The sequence below is a fragment of the Streptomyces sp. NPDC048057 genome, from assembly GCF_040653095.1.
In the GTDB taxonomy this organism is placed as follows: Bacteria; Actinomycetota; Actinomycetes; order Streptomycetales; family Streptomycetaceae; genus Streptomyces.
In genome coordinates, this window is sequence record NZ_JBEZNF010000012.1 from 16,624 (window position 1) to 34,143 (window position 17,520).

Sequence of the window (17,520 nt, forward strand, 5' to 3'; positions counted from 1 at the left end):
GGAGTCCGGTCAGGTCCCCGGGTGCGAGGGGGCGGGGCCGCCGTGCTCCAGCGTGTCGATGATCATTCCCTGCACCTCGACGAGGTGGTCGGCCATGGCCTGGGCCGCGGCCTCGCTGTCGTGGCCGATGATCGCGGCGAGGATGCGGCGGTGGGCGCGCAGGGAGGTGGCGAGGCGTTCGGTGGACTGGTACTGGGGGTCGCGGGAGGGGCCGACCCATTCGTTGGTGGCTTCGAGGAGCCGGGTCAGCATGGGGTTGTGCGCGGCCTTCGCGACGGCGACGTGGAAGGCGCCGTCCAGTTCGATCAGGGCGGTGAGGTTGTCGCGTTCGCGCTCGGCCTCGGCCCGGGACAGCAGGTCGGCGAGGTGCTGGAGGTCGCCGTCGGTGGCCCGGACCGCGGCGCGCGCGGCGACGGGCGGCTCCACCGCGGAGCGCAGGTCCATGACTTCGTGGACGAGGCGGGCCGCGTCGTCCATGTCGCCGAGTTGGCGGGCGTGCAGATCGGGGCGGTCGGCGCCGGTGACGATGGTGCCCCGGCCCGGCTTGCGGTTGACGAGCCCGCGAAGCTCCAGCTCCCGCAGCGCTTCGCGTACCGAGGCCCGGGAGATGCGGAGCTTCTCGGCGAGTTCACGTTCGGACGGGATGCGGGTGCCCGGGGCCAACCGGCCGTCCTCGATGAGTCCCTGGAGGCGTCCGGCGAGCCGGTCGGGGCCGAGTGCGGCCTCGGGGGCGATGAGGGTCCAGTCGAGGGGCACCGGGGGGCCTTTCCGGTCGGGGCCGTACGGCGCCGGGGCGGGCGCCGCCGGGTGCGGGCGGGGTGGTGCCGGGCGCACGGCCGCGTGTCCGCCGGGCGGCGGCCCCGCGAACCGCGGCACGGGCGCGGTCAGTCGTCGATCTCGACGGTGAGCCAGTTCTCGAAGCAGCTGCGGCGGGCCAGGCTCATCACGCCGATGGTGGCCCGGCCGCCGAGGCCGGCCTCGGGCCCGAAGACCTCGCGGAAGAGGTCCGTCGCGCCTGAGGACACCTTGTGCACGTCCTCGAACTCCGGGGTGCTGACGACGAAACACAGTGAGCGTACAAGGGAGCTCACGCGGTTCAGCGAGCCGAGGGCGTAGCGGATGCCGCCCAGGCAGTTGAGCGCGGTGAAGCGGGCGGCCTCGTAGCCCTCGTCGATGGTGACGTCGGCGCCGAGCCGTCCGGGGTGGCGGACGTTGCCGTCCGCGTCGTCGGCGGTGTGGCCGCCGAGGAAGAGCAGGTTGCCGCTGATGTGGTGGGGCTTCATGGATCCGTACTCGGCGCCGTAGTAGGGCCGGGCGGAGAAGTCGGGGATGACGAGTCCCAGTTCGCGAACGCGGGTCTCGGGATCGTTTTGAGCCATGGAGATCGTGCCTTCGGGATCGTGGTGGCCCTGCCGGTGGGCCAAGATAGTCAGATGGTCCGACCAAGCGGGTTTATTGTTTGGTCACGTTTTCCCCCATGTCAACCCCCGTCGTCGGCGGCACGTCGTCAACGACGGCTTCAGACCCCGAGGAACGGCACCATGCAAAATCAGCCAGCGGACCGCCCTGAGGACCCCCGCGACCGACCGCACGGGCCGTCTCCAGCGCCAGGCGGGGCCGGTACGGCGTCGAAGAGCGACGATCGGGCGGGGCGGCGTCTCGCCGACGTCCTACCGCTCCTGCTGACCGTCGCAGCCGGGGCCACCGACGCGGTGGCCTACCTCGGCCTCGGCGGGGTCTTCACCGCCAACATGACCGGCAACCTGGTCCTGCTCGGCATCGCGGGGTCCCACGGCGTGGACCTGCACGTGGCCCGCGCCGCCGCGGCGACGGTGGCCTTCACCGCCGGCCTGGTGGTGGCCTTCCTGATGACCCGCGACCTGCCGAAGGGGGCGGTGTGGCCACCCCGCATCACGGCGGCGCTGGCGGTGAGCCTCGTCTGCCAGCTGGGCTTCCTCGCCGGGTGGGCCGCCGTGGAAGGCCGGCCGGGCGAGGTGGCGGACGTCGGCCTGGTCAGCCTGTCGGCATGGGCGATGGGGGTGCAGACGGCGTGCGCACGACGGGTCGCGCTCGGCGGGATCACCACCACCTTCGTCACCGGGACCCTGACCTCGGTCGCGGAGGCCGCCTCGCACGGCTCGGCGGCTCACCTGCCGCGTCGGCTCGGCGTGCTGCTGGCCCTGGTCCTCGGCGCCCTGGCCGGCGCACTGGCCCTGCGCCACTCCCCCACGGCCGCCGCGCTCATCGCTCCCGCACTCGTCGCGGTGACGCTCGCCCTGGGGGCACGACTCCACTCAGTGCGACGAAATCCGTAGATAAATATGAGAACAACTAACGTTTTCCGTTGTCTGACCCCCATTTCACACTGAGGTCGTTGACAAGTAGCGGTAACCGGCCACACCTTTGGCCGCACGAGGCCCGCCCTGCCGGAGGGCCCCGGGGCCGACCAAGCCGCCCCTGCGCCGCACTCGCCCGCGAGGCGGGCGAACCGGGTCCACCGGTTCCCCGCCCGCCGGCATCCCGGCGCCCCGCACCCGCTCTCCCCCAAAGGCGGCCGTCTCCCAAGGACTCCCCGTGACCTCACCACGCCCGGACGTCTCCGCCCCGCTCGCCCCCTTGGACGTGTCCTTCACCGACGACCCCCGCGTCGTCAAGGAGGCCGCCAACGAGGACTACTCGACCCACATCGTCCCGCTGACCTGGCGCAGCGGGCGGCTGTCCCTGGCCATGACCTGGTACGCCCTGGTCAGCGGGATGTTCTACCTCGTCACCGCGGCCACCCTGGCGGTGACCGTCGGCACCGTGAACACCTTGATCGGCATCCTGCTCGCGGTCGCCGTGTTCGGCACGGTCAACTACGTCTTCTCCCGCTACGCCGCCCGCACCGGGCTGACCGTGGCCCTGCTCTCGCAGCGGATCTTCGGTTCGATCGGCTCGGTCCTGGCGCCGCTCGTGCTGGCCGCCACCGCCATCTACTACGCGGTGTTCGAGGGCTCCGTCATCGCCCACGCGCTGCACGCCTACACCGGGGCGTTCACGATCGAGGTCTGGTACGCCATCTCGATCCTGAGCAACGTCCCCATGGTCATCGGCGGGGTGCGCCGCTGGCTCGACAAGTTCAACGGCGCCCTGCTGCCGCTGTACTGGACCGGCCTGATCATCGTGGTGATCCTGGCCGCCCGCGAGTACAAGCCCTCCGGCTGGCTCACCCACACCCCGGACGTGCTGCCCGACCTCGGGGCGCCCGGCTGGCTGTACGCCTTCTTCGTCTACATGGGCGTGTTCGTGTTCATGATGTACACGATCGACTTCGGCCGCTTCGGCAAGCGCGAGGACGCGAAGTTCCACGGCGTCGTCACCTTCGGCCCGGTCTTCTACTTCTTCTGCTACTTCGTCAACGGCCTCATCGGCATCTTCCTGGTGCTCGCGGCCGGAGCCGTCGGCATGCCGACCGAGACGGCGATCGGCGACACCGTCGTCGCCCTGATGGGGGTCTGGGGCCTCGGCGTCGTCTGGTTGACGCAGTCCCGCATCAACACCGCCAACTACTACGTGGCGTCCACGAACCTGGAGGCCACCGTCGCCCGGCTCTTCCACGTCCGGGTGCCGCGCGTGGTGGCCCTCGCGCTGGCGAGCGTGGTGACGTACCTGATCATGCTCACCGACGTGCTCAGCTACGTCCTGACCGCACTGGCCTGGCAGGGCGCCTTCGTGGTGGGCTGGGTCGGCATCGTGCTCACGCACCTCGCGCTGCACCGCAACGGAGACCGGGACGGCCTGCCGGAGTTCCGTCCGGGCCGGGTCAAGTCCATCGCCCCGGGCGCCGCGGTCTGGTTGGTGTCCTCCTTCACCGGCATCGTGGTGCTGGAGTTCACCGGCACGTTCGGTACGACGTGGTCCTCGCCGCTGACGTTCGTGCTGAGCATCGGGCTGTACCTGCTCGCGCTGCGGCTGACGCGCTCCCCCGTGCTCGACCGCGGCGCGGACCCGCGGGACGAGGTGGACGACATCTGGGAGGCCCGGATCCGCTGCCACCGGTGCGACCACTCGTACATCGCGGCCGAGATGGACCGGGACCCGTCGGCCGAGGGCTCCCCCGCGATCTGCGCGGACTGCGCCGGGCGCAGCGGGGAGTTCCGCAGGGCGGTACGGGCCGAGGCGGCGGTCGCAGGGGCGCCGGGCGACCGGGCGCCGGAGCCGGCCGCCCGCAGCTGAGCCGGTGAACCGGCCGGTGTCCCCGAGCAGTCGGGGACACCGGCCGTTCTCGCGTACGGGACGCACCGGCCCGCGCGGGGTCACGGGGCCTCGGGCAGCCCCTCCAGGAACTCGGCGAGGATCGCGTTGAAGACCTCGGGCCGCTCCATGTTCGGGTAGTGCGCCGTCCGTTCGACCACCGCCGTCCGGCCGTTCGCCACCTCGCGGGCGAGCCGGCCGGCCATCCGCAGGTGGTCCTGCGAGTCCACCCCGCCGTTGAGGGCGAGGGTCGGGACCGCGATGCCCGGCAGCCGCTCCCAGGTCCGGGTCACCGGCACCATCGCCACCGGCTCCCCGGCGCTGTGCTTGGCGAGGGTGCGCCACGCCATCTGCCGCAGGGCGTGCACGACCTCGGGTGCGACGTCGGCCAGCGTGCGGTGGGGGCCGGCGGCGAAGTCGAGGAAGCGCTCGATCCCGCCCGCGGCGTCGCCCGCGGCCAGCGCCCGCTGGAAGTCCGCCAGCACACCGGTCGTCCAGGGGTCCCCGAAGTCGGGCTCGCTGGTCCCCACCCCGCTGACCACCAGGGCCCGCACCAGGTCGGGGTGTTCGAGTGCGGTGTCGGTGGCGATCCCGCCGCCCATCGACAGCCCGACCACGACCACGGGCGCACAGTCGAGGTGGCGCAGCAGGGCGGCGACGTCGTCGGTGTGGCGGAAGGGCCGGGTGGCGTTGGCGGAGCCGCCGTGTCCCCGGGCGTCCGGCGCGATCACCCGGTGGGAGCGGGCGAAGAAGTCGATCTGCGTCTGCCACATGGCGTGGTCCAGGAAGCCGCCGTGCAGCAGGACGAGGGCGTCTCCCGTGCCGCAGTCGCGATAGGCGAGGGCGCCGTCCTCGGTGCGGAACTCCTGCGTGCCGGTGTTCGGGGGTGCGTCATTCATGACAACCAAGGTGTCATGATGGTCGAGGAATGACAACCGAGGTGTCATGATGGTCGGGTGTCCGAGACCTCAGAGCCCCTGCCGTCCGACGACCTCGCCGACCACCTCGCGGAGGTGCTGGGCCTGGTGGGACTCCTCTACCGGCGGGTGCTGCGCAAGGTGGAGCAGACCGCCCCAGCGCAGGGCCTGTCCGTGGGAGTGCGGGCCGTCCTCGACCTGCTCCGGGCGCAGGGCCCCATGACCGTCCCTCAGATGAGCCGTACGCAGGAGCTGAGCAGGCAGTTCGTACAGCGGATGGTGCACGACGCGGCGGCCGAGCAGTGGGTGGAGACCGTGGCGAACCCGGCCCATCGGCGCTCCCCGCTGATCCGGCTCACCGACGCGGGACTGGTGGCGATCACGGCGGTCACCGCCCGCGAGAAGCTGCTGCTGCGCCGCACCGGCGGTGACCTCACCGACGCCGAGATCGCGGCCTGCGTCAAGGTGCTGGGTCAGATGCTCGCGCTCTTCGGCGAAGAGGACGCGCCGGCCGGGTCCGTCTGATCCGTACGAACGCCCCCAGCGGCACGGTCAGCCGGGTGACGGCGGCACGCGGCGGCACGTCGTCCGGCGCGCTGAGGGACCAGCGGTGTCAGATTGGCCCAGTACGTCGCCCCGCCGTACGCGTGCTGAGCCCGGGAGGGACGGATGACCGAGGTGGACCGCCGGCCACCGGACGGTGTCGCGACCGAACGGGCGCACCGGCGCGTGGCCCTGGGCGCCCGGCTCCTCGATCTGCTGTCGACGACGGACCACAAGACGATCGGGCGGATGTACCTGGCGACCTCGTTCGCGTTCTTCCTGTTCGCCGGCGGCCTGGCGCTGGTGATGCGGGCGGAGCTGGCGAGGCCCGGGCTCCAGATCGTCTCGGCGGAGCAGTACAACCAACTGTTCACCGTGCACGGCACCGTGATGATGCTGCTGTTCGCGACGCCCACCTTCACCGGCTTCGCCAATGTGATCATGCCGTTGCAGATCGGCGCCCCCGACGTGGCGTTCCCCCGGCTGAACGCCCTCACCTACTGGGTGTACCTCTTCGGCGGGCTGCTCGTCGTCGCCGGGTTCCTCACCACCGGCGGGGCCGCGTCGTTCGGTTGGTTCGCCTACGCGCCGCTGAACAGCGCGGACCACACACCCGGCGCGGGAGCGGACCTGTGGGTGATGGGGCTGGTCGTGTCCGGGCTGAGCACGATCCTCGGCTCGGTCAACTTCATCACCACGGTCATCTGCCTGCGGGCCCCGGGCATGACCCTGTTCCGGATGCCGATCTTCACCTGGAACGTGCTCTTCACCTCGGTGCTGGCCCTGCTCGCCTTCCCGGTGCTGACCGCCGCCCTGCTGGTGCTGGAGGCCGACCGCAAGTTCGGGGCGCAGGTCTTCGACGCGGCCAACGGCGGGGCGCTGTTGTGGCAGCACCTGTTCTGGTTCTTCGGCCACCCGGAGGTCTACATCGTGGCGCTGCCGTTCTTCGGGATCGTCTCGGAGATCCTGCCGGTCTTCTGCCGCAAGCCGATCTTCGGCTACGTGGGGCTGGTGGGCGCCACGATCGCGATCACGGGCCTGTCCGCCGTGGTCTGGGCGCACCACATGTTCGCCACGGGCGCGGTGCTGCTGCCCTTCTTCTCGCTGATGTCGTTCCTGATCGCGGTGCCGACGGGGGTGAAGTTCTTCAACTGGATCGGCACGACCTGGCAGGGCTCGGTCTCCTTCGAGACGCCGATGCTGTGGTCCGTCGGCTTCCTGGTGACCTTCCTCCTCGGCGGGTTGACGGGGGTCCTGATCGCCTCGCCTCCGCTGGACTTCCATCTGACGGACAGCTACTTCGTGGTGGCGCACCTGCACTACGTGCTGTTCGGGACCATTGCCTTCGCGACCTTCGGCGGCTTCTACTTCTGGTGGCCCAAGCTCACCGGGCTGATGCTCGACGAGCGGCTGGGCGCGATCCACTTCTGGACGCTGTTCGTCGGGTTCCAGCTCACCTTCCTGGTCCAGCACTGGCTCGGCGAACAGGGCATGCCCCGCCGCTACGCCGACTATCTGGCGGGCGACGGGTTCACCGCCCTGAACACCCTCGCCACGATCGGGTCCTTCGTCCTCGGACTGTCGACGCTGGTCTTCCTCTACAACGTCTGGCGGACGGCGAGCCGCGGCGTGCGCGTCACCCTCGACGACCCGTGGGGGTGGGGGCGTTCGTTGGAGTGGGCGACGGGCTCGCCCCCGCCGCGCCACAACTTCCACGCCCTGCCCCGCATCCGCTCGGACTCGCCCGCCTTCGACCTGCACCATCCCGAGGCGCTCGGCGCGGACGCCCGTGCGGCCTCCGGGGAGGGAGCACGGTGAAGGGCGAGGCGTGGTTGTTCACCGCGACGGCCGGCTTCTTCCTGGGCGTCGCCGTGGTCTACGGGGTCTTCGCCCGCGAGCCGGCCGGTCTGTCGGCACTGCTCGTGTCCTTCGCGATGACCGCCCTGATCTCGGCGTTCCTGTGGCGGCAGCGGCTACGGACCCTCCCCCGCCCGGAGGACCGCAAGGACGCCCGGGTCCAGGACACCGCGGGGCGGCGCTTCGCCTTCCCCCGGCCGCACAGCTACGCGCCGGTGACCGCGGCGGCCGGGTTCGCCCTGCTGGGGCTCGGGGTGGTCAAAGGGCTGTGGATCTTCCTGATCGGGGTGGGCGTGCTGGTGCCGGGGGTGTACGGGTTCGTCTTCGGCGGCCACGACGAAGCGGACTGAAGGGCGACGAACGCGGAGGCCCGGCGGGTCACTCCCGTCCGTCGTGGCGCGTCGGGCCGACGAGGACCCGTTCCCGTTCCTCCGGCGGGGCGATCCGACCGGCCCGGTCGCCGTAGTACCAGGTGCTGAGTCCCGTGCGCAGCCTTCGGGTCCAGCGCTGTCGGGGGCGTTCGTCCGGCAGCGGGTCGGGGGCCACGAGCGGCGCGGGGACTTCCCTGACCAGGGCCGTGTACCGGCGCTCGGGCGACACCGAACGGTGCTCCGGGTGGTATCCGCCGTCGGCGGACTGCCGTACGCCGCCGGTCCCCTCGCCCTGCACCAACCGTCTTCCCTCCCGTTCCTGGAGTCCCAGGCACACCCGTCTGGTCACCCAGAACGCCAGCGGCGGCAGGACCAGCAGGCCCGCCCGCAGGGCCCAGGTCAGCTCCTGGACGGGGACGTCGAAGACGAAGGCGACCACGTCCTGCGCCCCGGCGACCAGCAGCACCGCGTACGCCGTGACGGCCCCCGCGCCCAGCCCGGTCCGCACGGGCCGGTCCCGCGGCCGGTCGCACAGGTGCCGCTCGCCCGCGCCGACGGTGATCCACCGCTCGAAGAAGGGGTACGCGTACAGCACCAGGAACAGCAGCCCCGGCAGCACCACTCCGGGCAGCAGCGGGTTCCAGGACAGGGTGTGGCCCCACAGTCGGGTCTCCACCCCGGGCATCAGCCGGAGGGCGCCTTCGAGGAAGCCGACGTACCAGTCCGGCTGCGAGCCCGTGGACACCTGGTCGACGCGGTAGGGGCCGTACACCCAGACGGGGTTGATCTGTGCGATCGCCCCGCACACCGCGAGGACGGCGAAGACCAGGAAGAACAGCCCGCCCGACTTCGCCAGGTAGCGCGGGAGGACGGGCTCGCCGACGGAGTTCCGCGCGGTCCTCCCCGGCCCCGCCCACTGGGTGTGCTTGAGGTACACCACCAGCGCCAGGTGCACGGTGACGAGCGCCACCAGCAGCCCGGGGACCAGCAGGATGTGGGCGGCGTACAGCCGGGGCACGATGTCCTCGCCGGGGAACTGCCCGCCGAAGACGAGGAACGAGAAATACGTGCCGACGACCGGCACGGACAGCATGATGCCCTGCGCGGTGCGCAGCCCCGTGCCCGACAGCAGGTCGTCGGGGAGGGAGTAGCCGGCGAACCCCTCGACCATGGCGAGCAGGAACATCGTCACGCCGACCGCCCAGTTCAGCTCGCGGGGGCGCCGGAAGGCGCCGGTGACGAACACCCGCAGCAGATGGGCCGCGATGGACGCCACGAAGAGCAGCGCGGCCCAGTGGTGGATCTGCCGGGCCAGCAGCCCGCCGCGGACGTCGAAGCTCAGCTCCAGCGTGGTGGCGTACGCCTGCGACACCGGTACGCCTTGCAGCGGCCGGTAGGAGCCTTCGTACACCGACTGCTCCATGGACGGGTCGAAGAAGAAGGTGAGGAAGACCCCGGTCAGCACGAGCACGGCGAAGCTGTACAGGGCCAGCTCACCCAGGAGGAAGGACCAGTGGTTGGGGAACGCCTTGCGCAGGGCGCTGCGGGCGGCTTCGTACAGCGGCAGCCGTCCGTCGGCCCAGTCGGCCAGTCGCTCGCCCGCCGGGCGCGGGCGCGTGGGGGGTGTCGGCTGCTCCATCCCCGAGACCTTCCTGACGACCCCCGGACCGACACTCCTGACTGCTTGTCACATCAGGTGTCCATGGGATCACGGAATGCACGGGGTGCGGACGGTGACACCCGGGGCCACGGGTCCGTTTGGCGGTCCGTCAGCACCGGATGATGTCGGGGAGGGCGGGGAGTTCCTTCGCGATGCGGGGTTCGTGGACGTGAGCGAGGGCGGTGAGGACGAGGGCGATCGCGACGGCCCCGGGGTCGGGCAGTCCTTCGGAGTGGTGGCCGGTGTAGCTGGCCCTGCCGCGGCGGGCGGTGAGGGCTGCGGTGCGGTGGGCGCCGTCGATCGCGGCGTGGGCGGCGGCGGTCAGGGCGCGGCCGGGTTCGGCCGGTGGGGTGACGGCCAGGGCGTCGGCCGCGGGAGCGAGGGCGTCGACGAGGGTGCAGTCGCCGGGGCGCGCCCCGCCGATGGCGGTGATGCGGCTCAGGGCGCGACGCAGGGCTGCGGCGAGGGCGGGGATGTCGGCGGGGAAGTGGTCGGCGCTGGGGGCGAGGGCGGTGAAGAGCATGCCGAAGAGGGGGCCGCTGGAGCCACCGACGTGGTCGCGGAAGGTGTCGGCCAGTGCGGTGGTCCCGGCGATCTTGGCACGGTCGGCCAGCCAGACGGCCGCCGTGACGCCGCCGCAGAAGTTGTCCCCGAAGTCACCGTCTCCGGTGGCCTGGTCCAGTGCGGTGAGGTCGGCGTGGGCGAGGGCGGCGACCTGGTGGAGTTCGTCGAGGAAGGCCCGGCCGCCGTACTGCGCCGTTGCGGCGGTTCCGCTTCGGTCGGCGGTGGGCGGGACGTGGGTGGGGGGCGCGAGCGTCGTGGTGGTGGACGCGGCGGAGCCCGGCAGGCGCAGCGGGGTGTCCGTGGGCAGGTCCCACAGGCCGGCCCAGCCGGGGGCCAGTCCGGTGAGGGTGATGCTGAAGCCGGCCATGTCGAGGGCGGTGACGTAGGTCCCGGCGGCCAGCGCGTGGACGTGGACGCCGCGGGAGGTGAGGTCCTGGTGGACGAGGGCGCTGATGATGCGCAGTTCCAGGTCGCTGGTGCCGCCGAGGCTGGAGATGGCGGCTATCACTCCGTAGGGGCCGGTGGGGACGTGGCCGAGGAGTTCGTCGAGCATGCGGGTGACGACGAGGTCGACGGAGGGGTGGTCGGCGAGGATGTGTGCGGCCCGTTCGCCGTGGATGCCGATTCCGTAGTCGAGCGACCGGGGTTCGAGGTGGAAGGCGGGTGTCCGGTCGGCAGGTGAGGTGTGGGCGCGGGCGCAGACGGCGATGCTGCGGGAGGCCGCGGCGACCTGGCCGCCGAGTTCGGCGAGCCCGTCGAGGTCGGTGCCCTGGTCCGCGAGGGCGCCGAGGAGCTTTTCCACCACGACGGTGGCTCCGGTGCCGCGCCGGCCCGCTGCTGCTTCGTCGGTGGCGAGGTCGTCGTCGACGACGACCTCGGCGACGGGTATGCCGGCGGCCCGTACCTGGTCGGCGGCGAGGGCGAAGTTGATCCGGTCGCCGGTGTAGTTCTTCACGATGAGCAGGACGCCGTCGCGCGGACCGAGCAGGGCTGCGGCCAGGGTGGCGGCGGCTATCTGCGCGCTGCCGGGCGAGGTGAAGACGGCGCCGGGGACGACGGCGTCCAGTCCGCCCCTGCCCAGCAGTCCGGTGTGCAGGGGTTCGTGGCCGGCGCCGCCGCCGGCCACGAGGGCGACGCGGCGCTGCGGTGCGGGCCGGGTGGCCAGCAGGTACAGCGGCTCGACGCACAGGCCGATCCCGGGGTAGGTGAGGGCGAGCCCCTGGCACGCCCTCAGCACGACCTCGTCTTCGGGCAGGAAGTGACTCATCGCGCCTCCAAACGGGTGACGGCACCGGCGCGACAGCGCCGCTGCCCGCCCGCGCGATGACCGGTGCGCGGGGACGCCCACGCGGGCGGCCGATGGAACGCCCGCCGGAGGCGGGCGGGCCGGTGCCGGACCCGTGTTCCTCCTCCACGAGGCGATGGTAAGCCGAGTCGACCGCACGTGGGTCGCGTCCGAGGGCGGGCCCCAGGACCGGCATCGACGGCAACGCGTACGCGGCGCACCAGCCCCGACGAGTGCCCCAAGGTGAAGGAAGCGGTTGAGCGCGAGGAGGCATGGAATCGGCGTTGCCGCCGATTCCGCATGAGCGAACGAGAAAATAACCCAGGCAATTCAACGGGACGATTCGGCGAGAATTCCACGTCAGCGGGAATCACCAAGAAGAGGCTCACTGAGAAAGTCCGGCACGGTTCCGCCTGGACCCCCGTTTGCTTTTCGTGTCGCTCAGTTCACGCCGGACGGGCCGTACTGCTCCCAGCCGCTGACCCAGGCGTTGAGTTGCGAGTCCGCGAGGGACGGCACCCATGCGTCCGCGAGCCGGAGATGTTCCGGCGAGGGGTTCTCGCCGACGCCGATGACCGGAATGCCGGCGCTGACCGCCGACTGGATTCCGCAGAGCGAGTCCTCAAGGGCGAGGCACGAGGCGGGGGCGACGGCGCACCGGGACGCGGCCTCCGCGTACACGTCGGGATCGGGCTTCGGCCGGACGTCGCCCCCGGGCACGACCACATGGCGGAAGTGTCCGAGCAGCCCCGCGGACTCCAGGCAGGTCTCCACCACGTCCTGGGGGCAGTTGCTGGCGACCGCGAGCGGCACCCGACTGGCCGCGGACGCCACCAGGGCGGGCGCCCCGGGGCAGGTGACGGGGCTGGCCGAGGCGAAGGCGCGGAAGGCCCGCAGGAGTTCGTCGGTCATCGTGGCGGCGAGCCGGGGCCGGCCCGCCAGGGTGGCCATCAGTCGGCCGCACTCCGTGTAGTGGACGCCCTGCGCCAGATCGGCGAACTTCTCGTCCAGGGCGACTCCGTGCCCCGCCAGCACGTGCCGTCGGGCGTCCATCCAGTGTTTCTCGCTGTCCAGCAGCGTTCCGTCGCAGTCGAAGACCACTGCTCGTGGAGACCACCGCGGGCTTCTGTTTTTCAGCATGCCAACACCCCTTCATTCGTTCTGGAGTGAGATCGAACTCCGGATTCCGTCGGCCCGCCGGAAAGCACGTGGCTTGCTCGCACACGATCGGTCGAGCCGCACCAGAGTCGAGAAAGGTGACTATTGGCAAGCTATTTCCCACTACAGCTACAAGTCAACGAAGATTCAGAAAGTGACACAAACGGAAAAGTGAGCGGCACGGAACCCCGTGCCGCCCAAGTCCTATCATCACCCAGAATCGAAAAGGGCTATCGCATACCGGATCATCCCGATACCCCGCCCCGGAAAACAGCCATGTGATCGATGCATTCTCGTTCCCACCGGAACATGTTCCAACGCGGGGCGGGGCGTGCTGCCGTGGTTCCCGGTGGCGGGGGCGTCCGTCGTCGGTCGGGCTCAGCCGGCCGTCAGCTCGCGCACCGCCCGTACCAGCGCCGCGTTGTCGGGGGCGTCGCTGCCGTCGGGCAGGTCGGTGCCGTCCTCGAAGCCGATCCGGGTCTGGTGGCCGTCCTCGGCCGCGGCCCGGACCAGCGGCCACACCGTCGGTCCCTCGCCGTGGTAGAGGATCGGAGCCCGGAAGCCGGCCGCACGGATGCGCCCGGCCATGGCGCGCGCCGCGGCCACCGCCTCCGTCGGGTCCTCCTCGACGGGTTCGATCAGGATGCGCACGTTGTCGTGCAGGGTCGGTGACGCGAGCAGGGCGGGGACGTCGTCCATCGTCCAGACGGCGCTCTCCAGCACCATCCCCCGCTCCCGTACGAGTTCGGCGGTCTCGGCCGCCCCCTCCTCGCTGAAGGCGACGGAGGCGAAGTCGGGCAGGACGTCCCACGCCTTGACCAGGGCGTACCGCTGCTCGGGGCCGGAGCAGGTCCACAGGCCGGTGGTGGTGCCGACCACGGCTTCGGGGGCGACGGCCCGGATCGCGGTCAGCACCTCGGCGAGTGCGTCGGGCCGGATGGTCTGCCCGCCGTCGGGAGTGCGGACGTGGAAGTGGACGACGTCCGCCCCGGCGGTGAGCACCGCCAGGGTGTCGGCGGCGATCTCCGCGGCGGTGACCGGGACGGTGGGGCGCTCGGCCTGGGAGCGCCCGCCGTTGACGGCGGCTTTCAGAAACACGGTGGTCCTTTCGGAGGTGGAACGGAATCGGGCGGGTGCGCCGGCTCAGTCGAACGCGCCCAGCCCGCGGAGCATGTCGGTGGCGCCGGTGAGCGACCCCAGCGGCGCACCGCGCCGCACTTCGGCCACGAGCGCCGGTTCCTGCGCGTCGTCGTCGATCGCGTCCTCCAGCACGGCGGCGAGCCGGCCGGCCGGGGCGATGATGACGCCGTTGGCGTCGCCGAGCACCAGGTCGCCCGGGTGCACCGGGACACCGCCGCACGTGATGGGGGCGCACAGCGAGCCGTCGGCCAGTCCGTGCAGCTTGGTCGTCAGCGCGCTGCGGCCGAAGGCGTACACCGGCAGTCCGACCTCCCGCAGGGCGTCGACGTCGGTGGCGAGGCCGTCGACCACGGCGCCGGCCGCACCGCGCGCGGCGAGCGCGTTCGCCAGCACCTCGCCGAGGGGTGCGTGGCGGCGGTCGCCGCCGGTGTCGACGACGACCACGTCACCGGGGCCGACGAGGCCGGCGGCGTGGTGGAGCATCGTGGAGTCGGTGGCGGTGGTCCGTACGGTCACGGCTCGACCGACCAACTTGCCGCGGCCGGCGACGCGTTGGAGTCCGGGGTGGCAGAACCCCTCTTCCAGGTAGTGGCCGAGGGTGGGGAAGTCGACCGTCCGCAGCCGCTCGACGAGCGCGGCGTCCAGCGGGGCGGGCAGTTCGCGGATGTCCAGGGGCACGGCGGGTCACCTCGGTCCGATGATGATGCGGCGGTTGCGGAGCACGGGCAGGACCGTGCGGGCCCGGTCGATCCGGTCCTTGTCGGCGTCGACCACGAGCAGCGAGCGCTCCTCCTCGCCGAGGGAGGCGCGCACCACGCCGAGGGGGTCCACGGCCATGGACGTGCCGATGCAGTCGGGGGTGGTGAGCGAGGACGCCACGACCCAGCAGGTGTTCTCGATGGCCCGGGTGCGCAGCAGGGTGCGCCAGTGGTCCTCCTTGAGCGGCCCCTTCACCCAGGCCGCGGACACCGCCAGCAGATCGGCCCCCATCTCGACCAGGGAGCGGGTGAACTCGGGGAAGCGGACGTCGTAGCAGTTCACCAGGCCGACGTTGAAGTCGCCGATGCGGACGACGACGGGACCCGTGTCACCGCGCTGGATGTGCCGCGACTCCCGGTAGTCGAAGGCGTCGTACAGGTGCATCTTGCGGTAGAGGCCGAGGACTTCTCCCCCGGCGTCCACGGCGGCCATGGTGTTGTACGGCAGTGCCGTGCCGCTGTCCTCGTATCCGACGGCGACGAGCGCGACGCCGTGGGCACGGGCGGTGCGGGAGATGCCTTCGAGGAAGGGCCCCCAGTGGGTGACGGCGAACTCCCCGAGCGGGACGTCGTTCTCGTCGAGGACGTCGGAGGGGATCATCGACTCCTCGGGGAAGACGACGAGTTCGGCGCCCGCGGCGGCGGCCTCGGCGGTCATCTCCTCGATGACGGCGAGGTTGGCCGCCGGGTCTGCGGTGGGGGCGAACTGTGCTGCGGCGACCTTCACGGCCGTGTCTCCTTGTGCGGGTGGGGCGGGGTGCGGCGGGTGCGGGGTGCACCGCCGTTGGCGACCCGGAACGGGTCCGGGGCGGTGGCGGTCATTCGGCGAGCAGCCGGGACCGGGCGGGGTCCCAGCCGGCGCGGACGCCGGCGCCGACGGAGAGTCCGCCGTGGCCCCGGCCGCGCGACTCGGCGATCAGGTCCGTGCCGTCGGCGAGGGTGAGGTGGTAGCGGGTGGCGCTGCCGAGGTACACGATCTGCTGGAGCGTGCCGTCGAGGAGGTCCGCCCGCGGCGACGGTGCGTCGTCGGCGCCGGCGAGGTGGACGTTCTCCGGTCGCACCGCGAGGTGCGCCTCGGTGCCGGGGGCGAGGCCGTGGCCGTCGGGGACGGGGAGGCGGCCGAGGCCGGGGACGGCGAGGCCGGTGGCGTCCAGGGTGCCGGTGAGGAAGTTGGAGGTGCCGATGAAGTCGGCGACGAAGCGGGTCGCGGGGCGTTCATAAATGGCCTCGGGGGTGTCGACCTGGAGCACCCGGCCGCCGTCCATGACCGCGATGCGGTCGGACATGGTGAGCGCTTCCTCCTGGTCGTGGGTGACGGTCACGAAGGTCACCCCGACCTCCCGTTGGATCTTCTTCAGCTCCAGTTGCATCTCGGCCCGCAGCTTCTGGTCGAGGGCGCCGAGCGGCTCGTCCAGGAGCAGCAGGGAGGGGCGTCCGATCAGGGCCCGGGCGATGGCGACGCGCTGTCGCTGGCCGCCGGAGAGCTGGGCGATGGAGCGGTCTCCGTACCCGGTGAGCCGGACGAGGGCCAGGGCCTCGCGCACCGCGTCGCCGATCTCGGCCTTGGGCCTGGACCTGCGCACCTTCAGTTCGAAGGCGACGTTGTCGGCGACCGACAGGTGCGGGAAGAGGGCGTAGCTCTGGAAGAGCATGTTCAGGTCGCGCTTGTGCGGCGGGACGGTGTTGGCGGGGACGCCGCCGAGTTCCACCGTGCCCTCGCCCGGCGTCTCGAAGCCGGTGATCATCCGCATCAGGGTGGTCTTGCCGCAGCCGGACGGTCCGAGGATGGAGAAGAACTCGTTCCGGCGGATGTCCAGGGTGACGTCCGCGACGGCTCGGGTGGTGCCGAACGCCTTGCCCACGCCGGTGAGGCGGACGGCCGGGGCATCGGTCTCGGGGGGCGCCGCCGCGGGGGCGGTCTTCGTGCCGGGGGTCATCGTCAGGACGCCTTCACCTTGGTCCAGCCCTGCTGGAAGTGCTTCATCGCGGTGCCCGGGTCGAGCAGGAAGTCCGCCTTCGCGATGGCCGCGTCGGAGGCGTACACCGCGGGGTTCTCCAGCGCCTTCTTGTCCTTGACGAAGTCCCGGGCCTTGGCGTTGGTGCTGGCGCTGCCGCCGTCGTCGGTCGCCATGGCGGCGATCTCGGGGCGCAGGAGGAAGTTGATGAACTGGTATGCGGCGTCCGTGTTCTTGGCGCCCTTGGGGATGGCGAGGCCGTCGGTCCAGATGGAGCCGCCCTCCTCGGGCAGGACGTAGTGCACGTTCGGGTTGGCGGCGACGGCCTTCGCCATCGCCGTGCCGCTCCACGCCTGGGCCGCGCACGCCTGCCCGGTCGACAGCAGCTGCGGGTAGTTGGTCGAGTTGTAGCCCGCGAGCATCTTCTTCTGCTTCGTCAGGGCGTCGGTGGCGGCCTCGATCTCGCCCTTGTCGGTGCTGGTGGCGCGGGCGCCGGTGACCTGGAGTCCGGCGATGTAGGCGGCCAGCATGTTGTCGAGCATGTAGACCTTGCCCTTGTACCGGTCGTCGAAGAGCGTCGCCCAGCTGGTCGCCGACGGGATGCACTTGTCGTTGTACGCGAAGCCGGTGGTGCCCCAGATCCAGGGCACGGAGTACTTGTTCCCCGGGTCGTACGACGGGTCGCGGAACTTGTCCGCGAGGTTGTCCAGGCCCTTGATGCGGGAGTGGTCCAGCGGTTCGATCAGCTGCTGCCCGATGAGCTGCTGCACGCTGTACTGGCTGGGTTCGACGAGGTCGTAGCCGGCGGAGCCCGAGCTGAGCTTGGCCGTCATGGTCTCGTTGCTGTCGAAGGTGTCGAGGGTGACGTCGATGCCGGTGTCCTGCTCGAACTTCTTCACCACGGAGTCGGGGATCTCGCCGGCCCAGGCGTAGACGTTCAGCTTCTTGCCGCCGCCGGACGAGGAGTCGGCGTCCGAGCCGCCGCAGCCGGTGGCGAGGAGGGCGGTGACGGTGGCGACGGAGACGGCGAGGACTCCTCTGGAGACGCTTCTTGCGCGCATGGGGGTGGTGCCTTTCGT

General features: G+C 71.5%; 16 protein-coding genes. 5 read left to right on the forward strand and 11 right to left on the reverse strand.

Translation table 11 applies throughout. The annotated features are described in order from the left end of the window. Window positions 1-9 precede the first annotated feature (9 nt). Complete coding sequence (locus AB0E05_RS15740; protein WP_361963523.1) at window positions 10-756, reverse strand: FadR/GntR family transcriptional regulator; 747 nt, start codon at window positions 754-756, stop codon at window positions 10-12. A gap of 128 nt (window positions 757-884) precedes the next feature. After that, window positions 885-1,379, reverse strand: coding sequence for a RidA family protein (locus AB0E05_RS15745; RefSeq protein ID WP_361963525.1), 495 nt, complete (start codon window positions 1,377-1,379; stop codon window positions 885-887). A gap of 162 nt (window positions 1,380-1,541) precedes the next feature. Here AB0E05_RS15745 and AB0E05_RS15750 point away from each other — a divergent pair, with 162 nt between their 5' ends. Together AB0E05_RS15750 and AB0E05_RS15755 are read left to right on the forward strand one after the other, a co-directional pair. Then, entirely contained in the window at window positions 1,542-2,315 is a 774-nt protein-coding gene (locus tag AB0E05_RS15750) for a YoaK family protein (RefSeq protein ID WP_361963527.1), read from the forward strand. 259 nt (window positions 2,316-2,574) lie between these two features. Next, on the forward strand, window positions 2,575-4,215 hold the full coding sequence (locus AB0E05_RS15755) for a hypothetical protein (protein ID WP_361963529.1): 1,641 nt from the start codon (window positions 2,575-2,577) through the stop codon (window positions 4,213-4,215). An 80-nt stretch (window positions 4,216-4,295) separates the two neighbouring features. On the opposite strand, the gene AB0E05_RS15760 is transcribed toward AB0E05_RS15755, so the two are convergent. Then, window positions 4,296-5,132, reverse strand: coding sequence for an alpha/beta hydrolase (locus AB0E05_RS15760; protein WP_361963531.1), 837 nt, complete (start codon window positions 5,130-5,132; stop codon window positions 4,296-4,298). 57 nt (window positions 5,133-5,189) lie between these two features. Here AB0E05_RS15760 and AB0E05_RS15765 point away from each other — a divergent pair, with 57 nt between their 5' ends. The 3 genes from AB0E05_RS15765 to AB0E05_RS15775 all read left to right on the forward strand — a co-directional run bounded on the left by AB0E05_RS15765 (window position 5,190) and on the right by AB0E05_RS15775 (window position 7,900). Then, on the forward strand, window positions 5,190-5,675 hold the full coding sequence (locus AB0E05_RS15765) for a MarR family winged helix-turn-helix transcriptional regulator (protein WP_361963533.1): 486 nt from the start codon (window positions 5,190-5,192) through the stop codon (window positions 5,673-5,675). Between the two features lie 144 nt (window positions 5,676-5,819). Beyond that, window positions 5,820-7,511: a cytochrome c oxidase subunit I gene (gene ctaD, locus AB0E05_RS15770; RefSeq protein WP_361963536.1), complete on the forward strand. Its 1,692-nt coding sequence runs from the start codon at window positions 5,820-5,822 to the stop codon at window positions 7,509-7,511. After that, window positions 7,508-7,900, forward strand: a complete 393-nt coding sequence (locus tag AB0E05_RS15775) for a cytochrome c oxidase subunit 4 (RefSeq protein ID WP_361963538.1) — start codon at window positions 7,508-7,510, stop codon at window positions 7,898-7,900. Before ctaD ends, AB0E05_RS15775 begins: the two co-directional genes overlap by 4 nt. Before the next feature lie 28 nt (window positions 7,901-7,928). Here the strand turns inward: AB0E05_RS15775 and AB0E05_RS15780 are convergent, their stop codons facing one another. From AB0E05_RS15780 to AB0E05_RS15815, 8 genes are all read right to left on the reverse strand, one after another. Beyond that, window positions 7,929-9,560 (reverse strand): ubiquinol-cytochrome c reductase cytochrome b subunit, encoded by a 1,632-nt coding sequence (locus AB0E05_RS15780; protein ID WP_361963540.1) that lies wholly within the window; start codon window positions 9,558-9,560, stop codon window positions 7,929-7,931. Window positions 9,561-9,690: 130 nt separating this feature from the next. Next, window positions 9,691-11,412 carry a dihydroxyacetone kinase subunit DhaK gene (locus AB0E05_RS15785; RefSeq protein ID WP_361963542.1) on the reverse strand — a complete coding sequence of 574 codons (1,722 nt, stop codon included), beginning with the start codon at window positions 11,410-11,412 and terminating at the stop codon, window positions 9,691-9,693. 459 nt (window positions 11,413-11,871) lie between these two features. Next, a complete protein-coding gene (locus tag AB0E05_RS15790) occupies window positions 11,872-12,570 on the reverse strand; it encodes an HAD family phosphatase (protein WP_361963544.1) in 699 nt (232 codons plus the stop codon). Window positions 12,571-12,966: 396 nt separating this feature from the next. Then, a complete protein-coding gene (locus AB0E05_RS15795) occupies window positions 12,967-13,686 on the reverse strand; it encodes a 3-keto-5-aminohexanoate cleavage protein (RefSeq protein WP_361963546.1) in 720 nt (239 codons plus the stop codon). A gap of 45 nt (window positions 13,687-13,731) precedes the next feature. Continuing rightward, a complete protein-coding gene (locus tag AB0E05_RS15800; RefSeq protein WP_361963548.1) occupies window positions 13,732-14,406 on the reverse strand; it encodes an RraA family protein in 675 nt (224 codons plus the stop codon). A gap of 6 nt (window positions 14,407-14,412) precedes the next feature. After that, window positions 14,413-15,213, reverse strand: a complete 801-nt coding sequence (locus tag AB0E05_RS15805) for a carbon-nitrogen hydrolase family protein (protein WP_361963550.1) — start codon at window positions 15,211-15,213, stop codon at window positions 14,413-14,415. Window positions 15,214-15,304: 91 nt separating this feature from the next. Further along, window positions 15,305-16,423 (reverse strand): ABC transporter ATP-binding protein, encoded by a 1,119-nt coding sequence (locus tag AB0E05_RS15810; RefSeq protein ID WP_361963552.1) that lies wholly within the window; start codon window positions 16,421-16,423, stop codon window positions 15,305-15,307. Between the two features lie 2 nt (window positions 16,424-16,425). After that, entirely contained in the window at window positions 16,426-17,502 is a 1,077-nt protein-coding gene (locus AB0E05_RS15815) for a spermidine/putrescine ABC transporter substrate-binding protein (protein ID WP_361963554.1), read from the reverse strand. Between the last annotated feature and the right edge of the window lie 18 nt (window positions 17,503-17,520).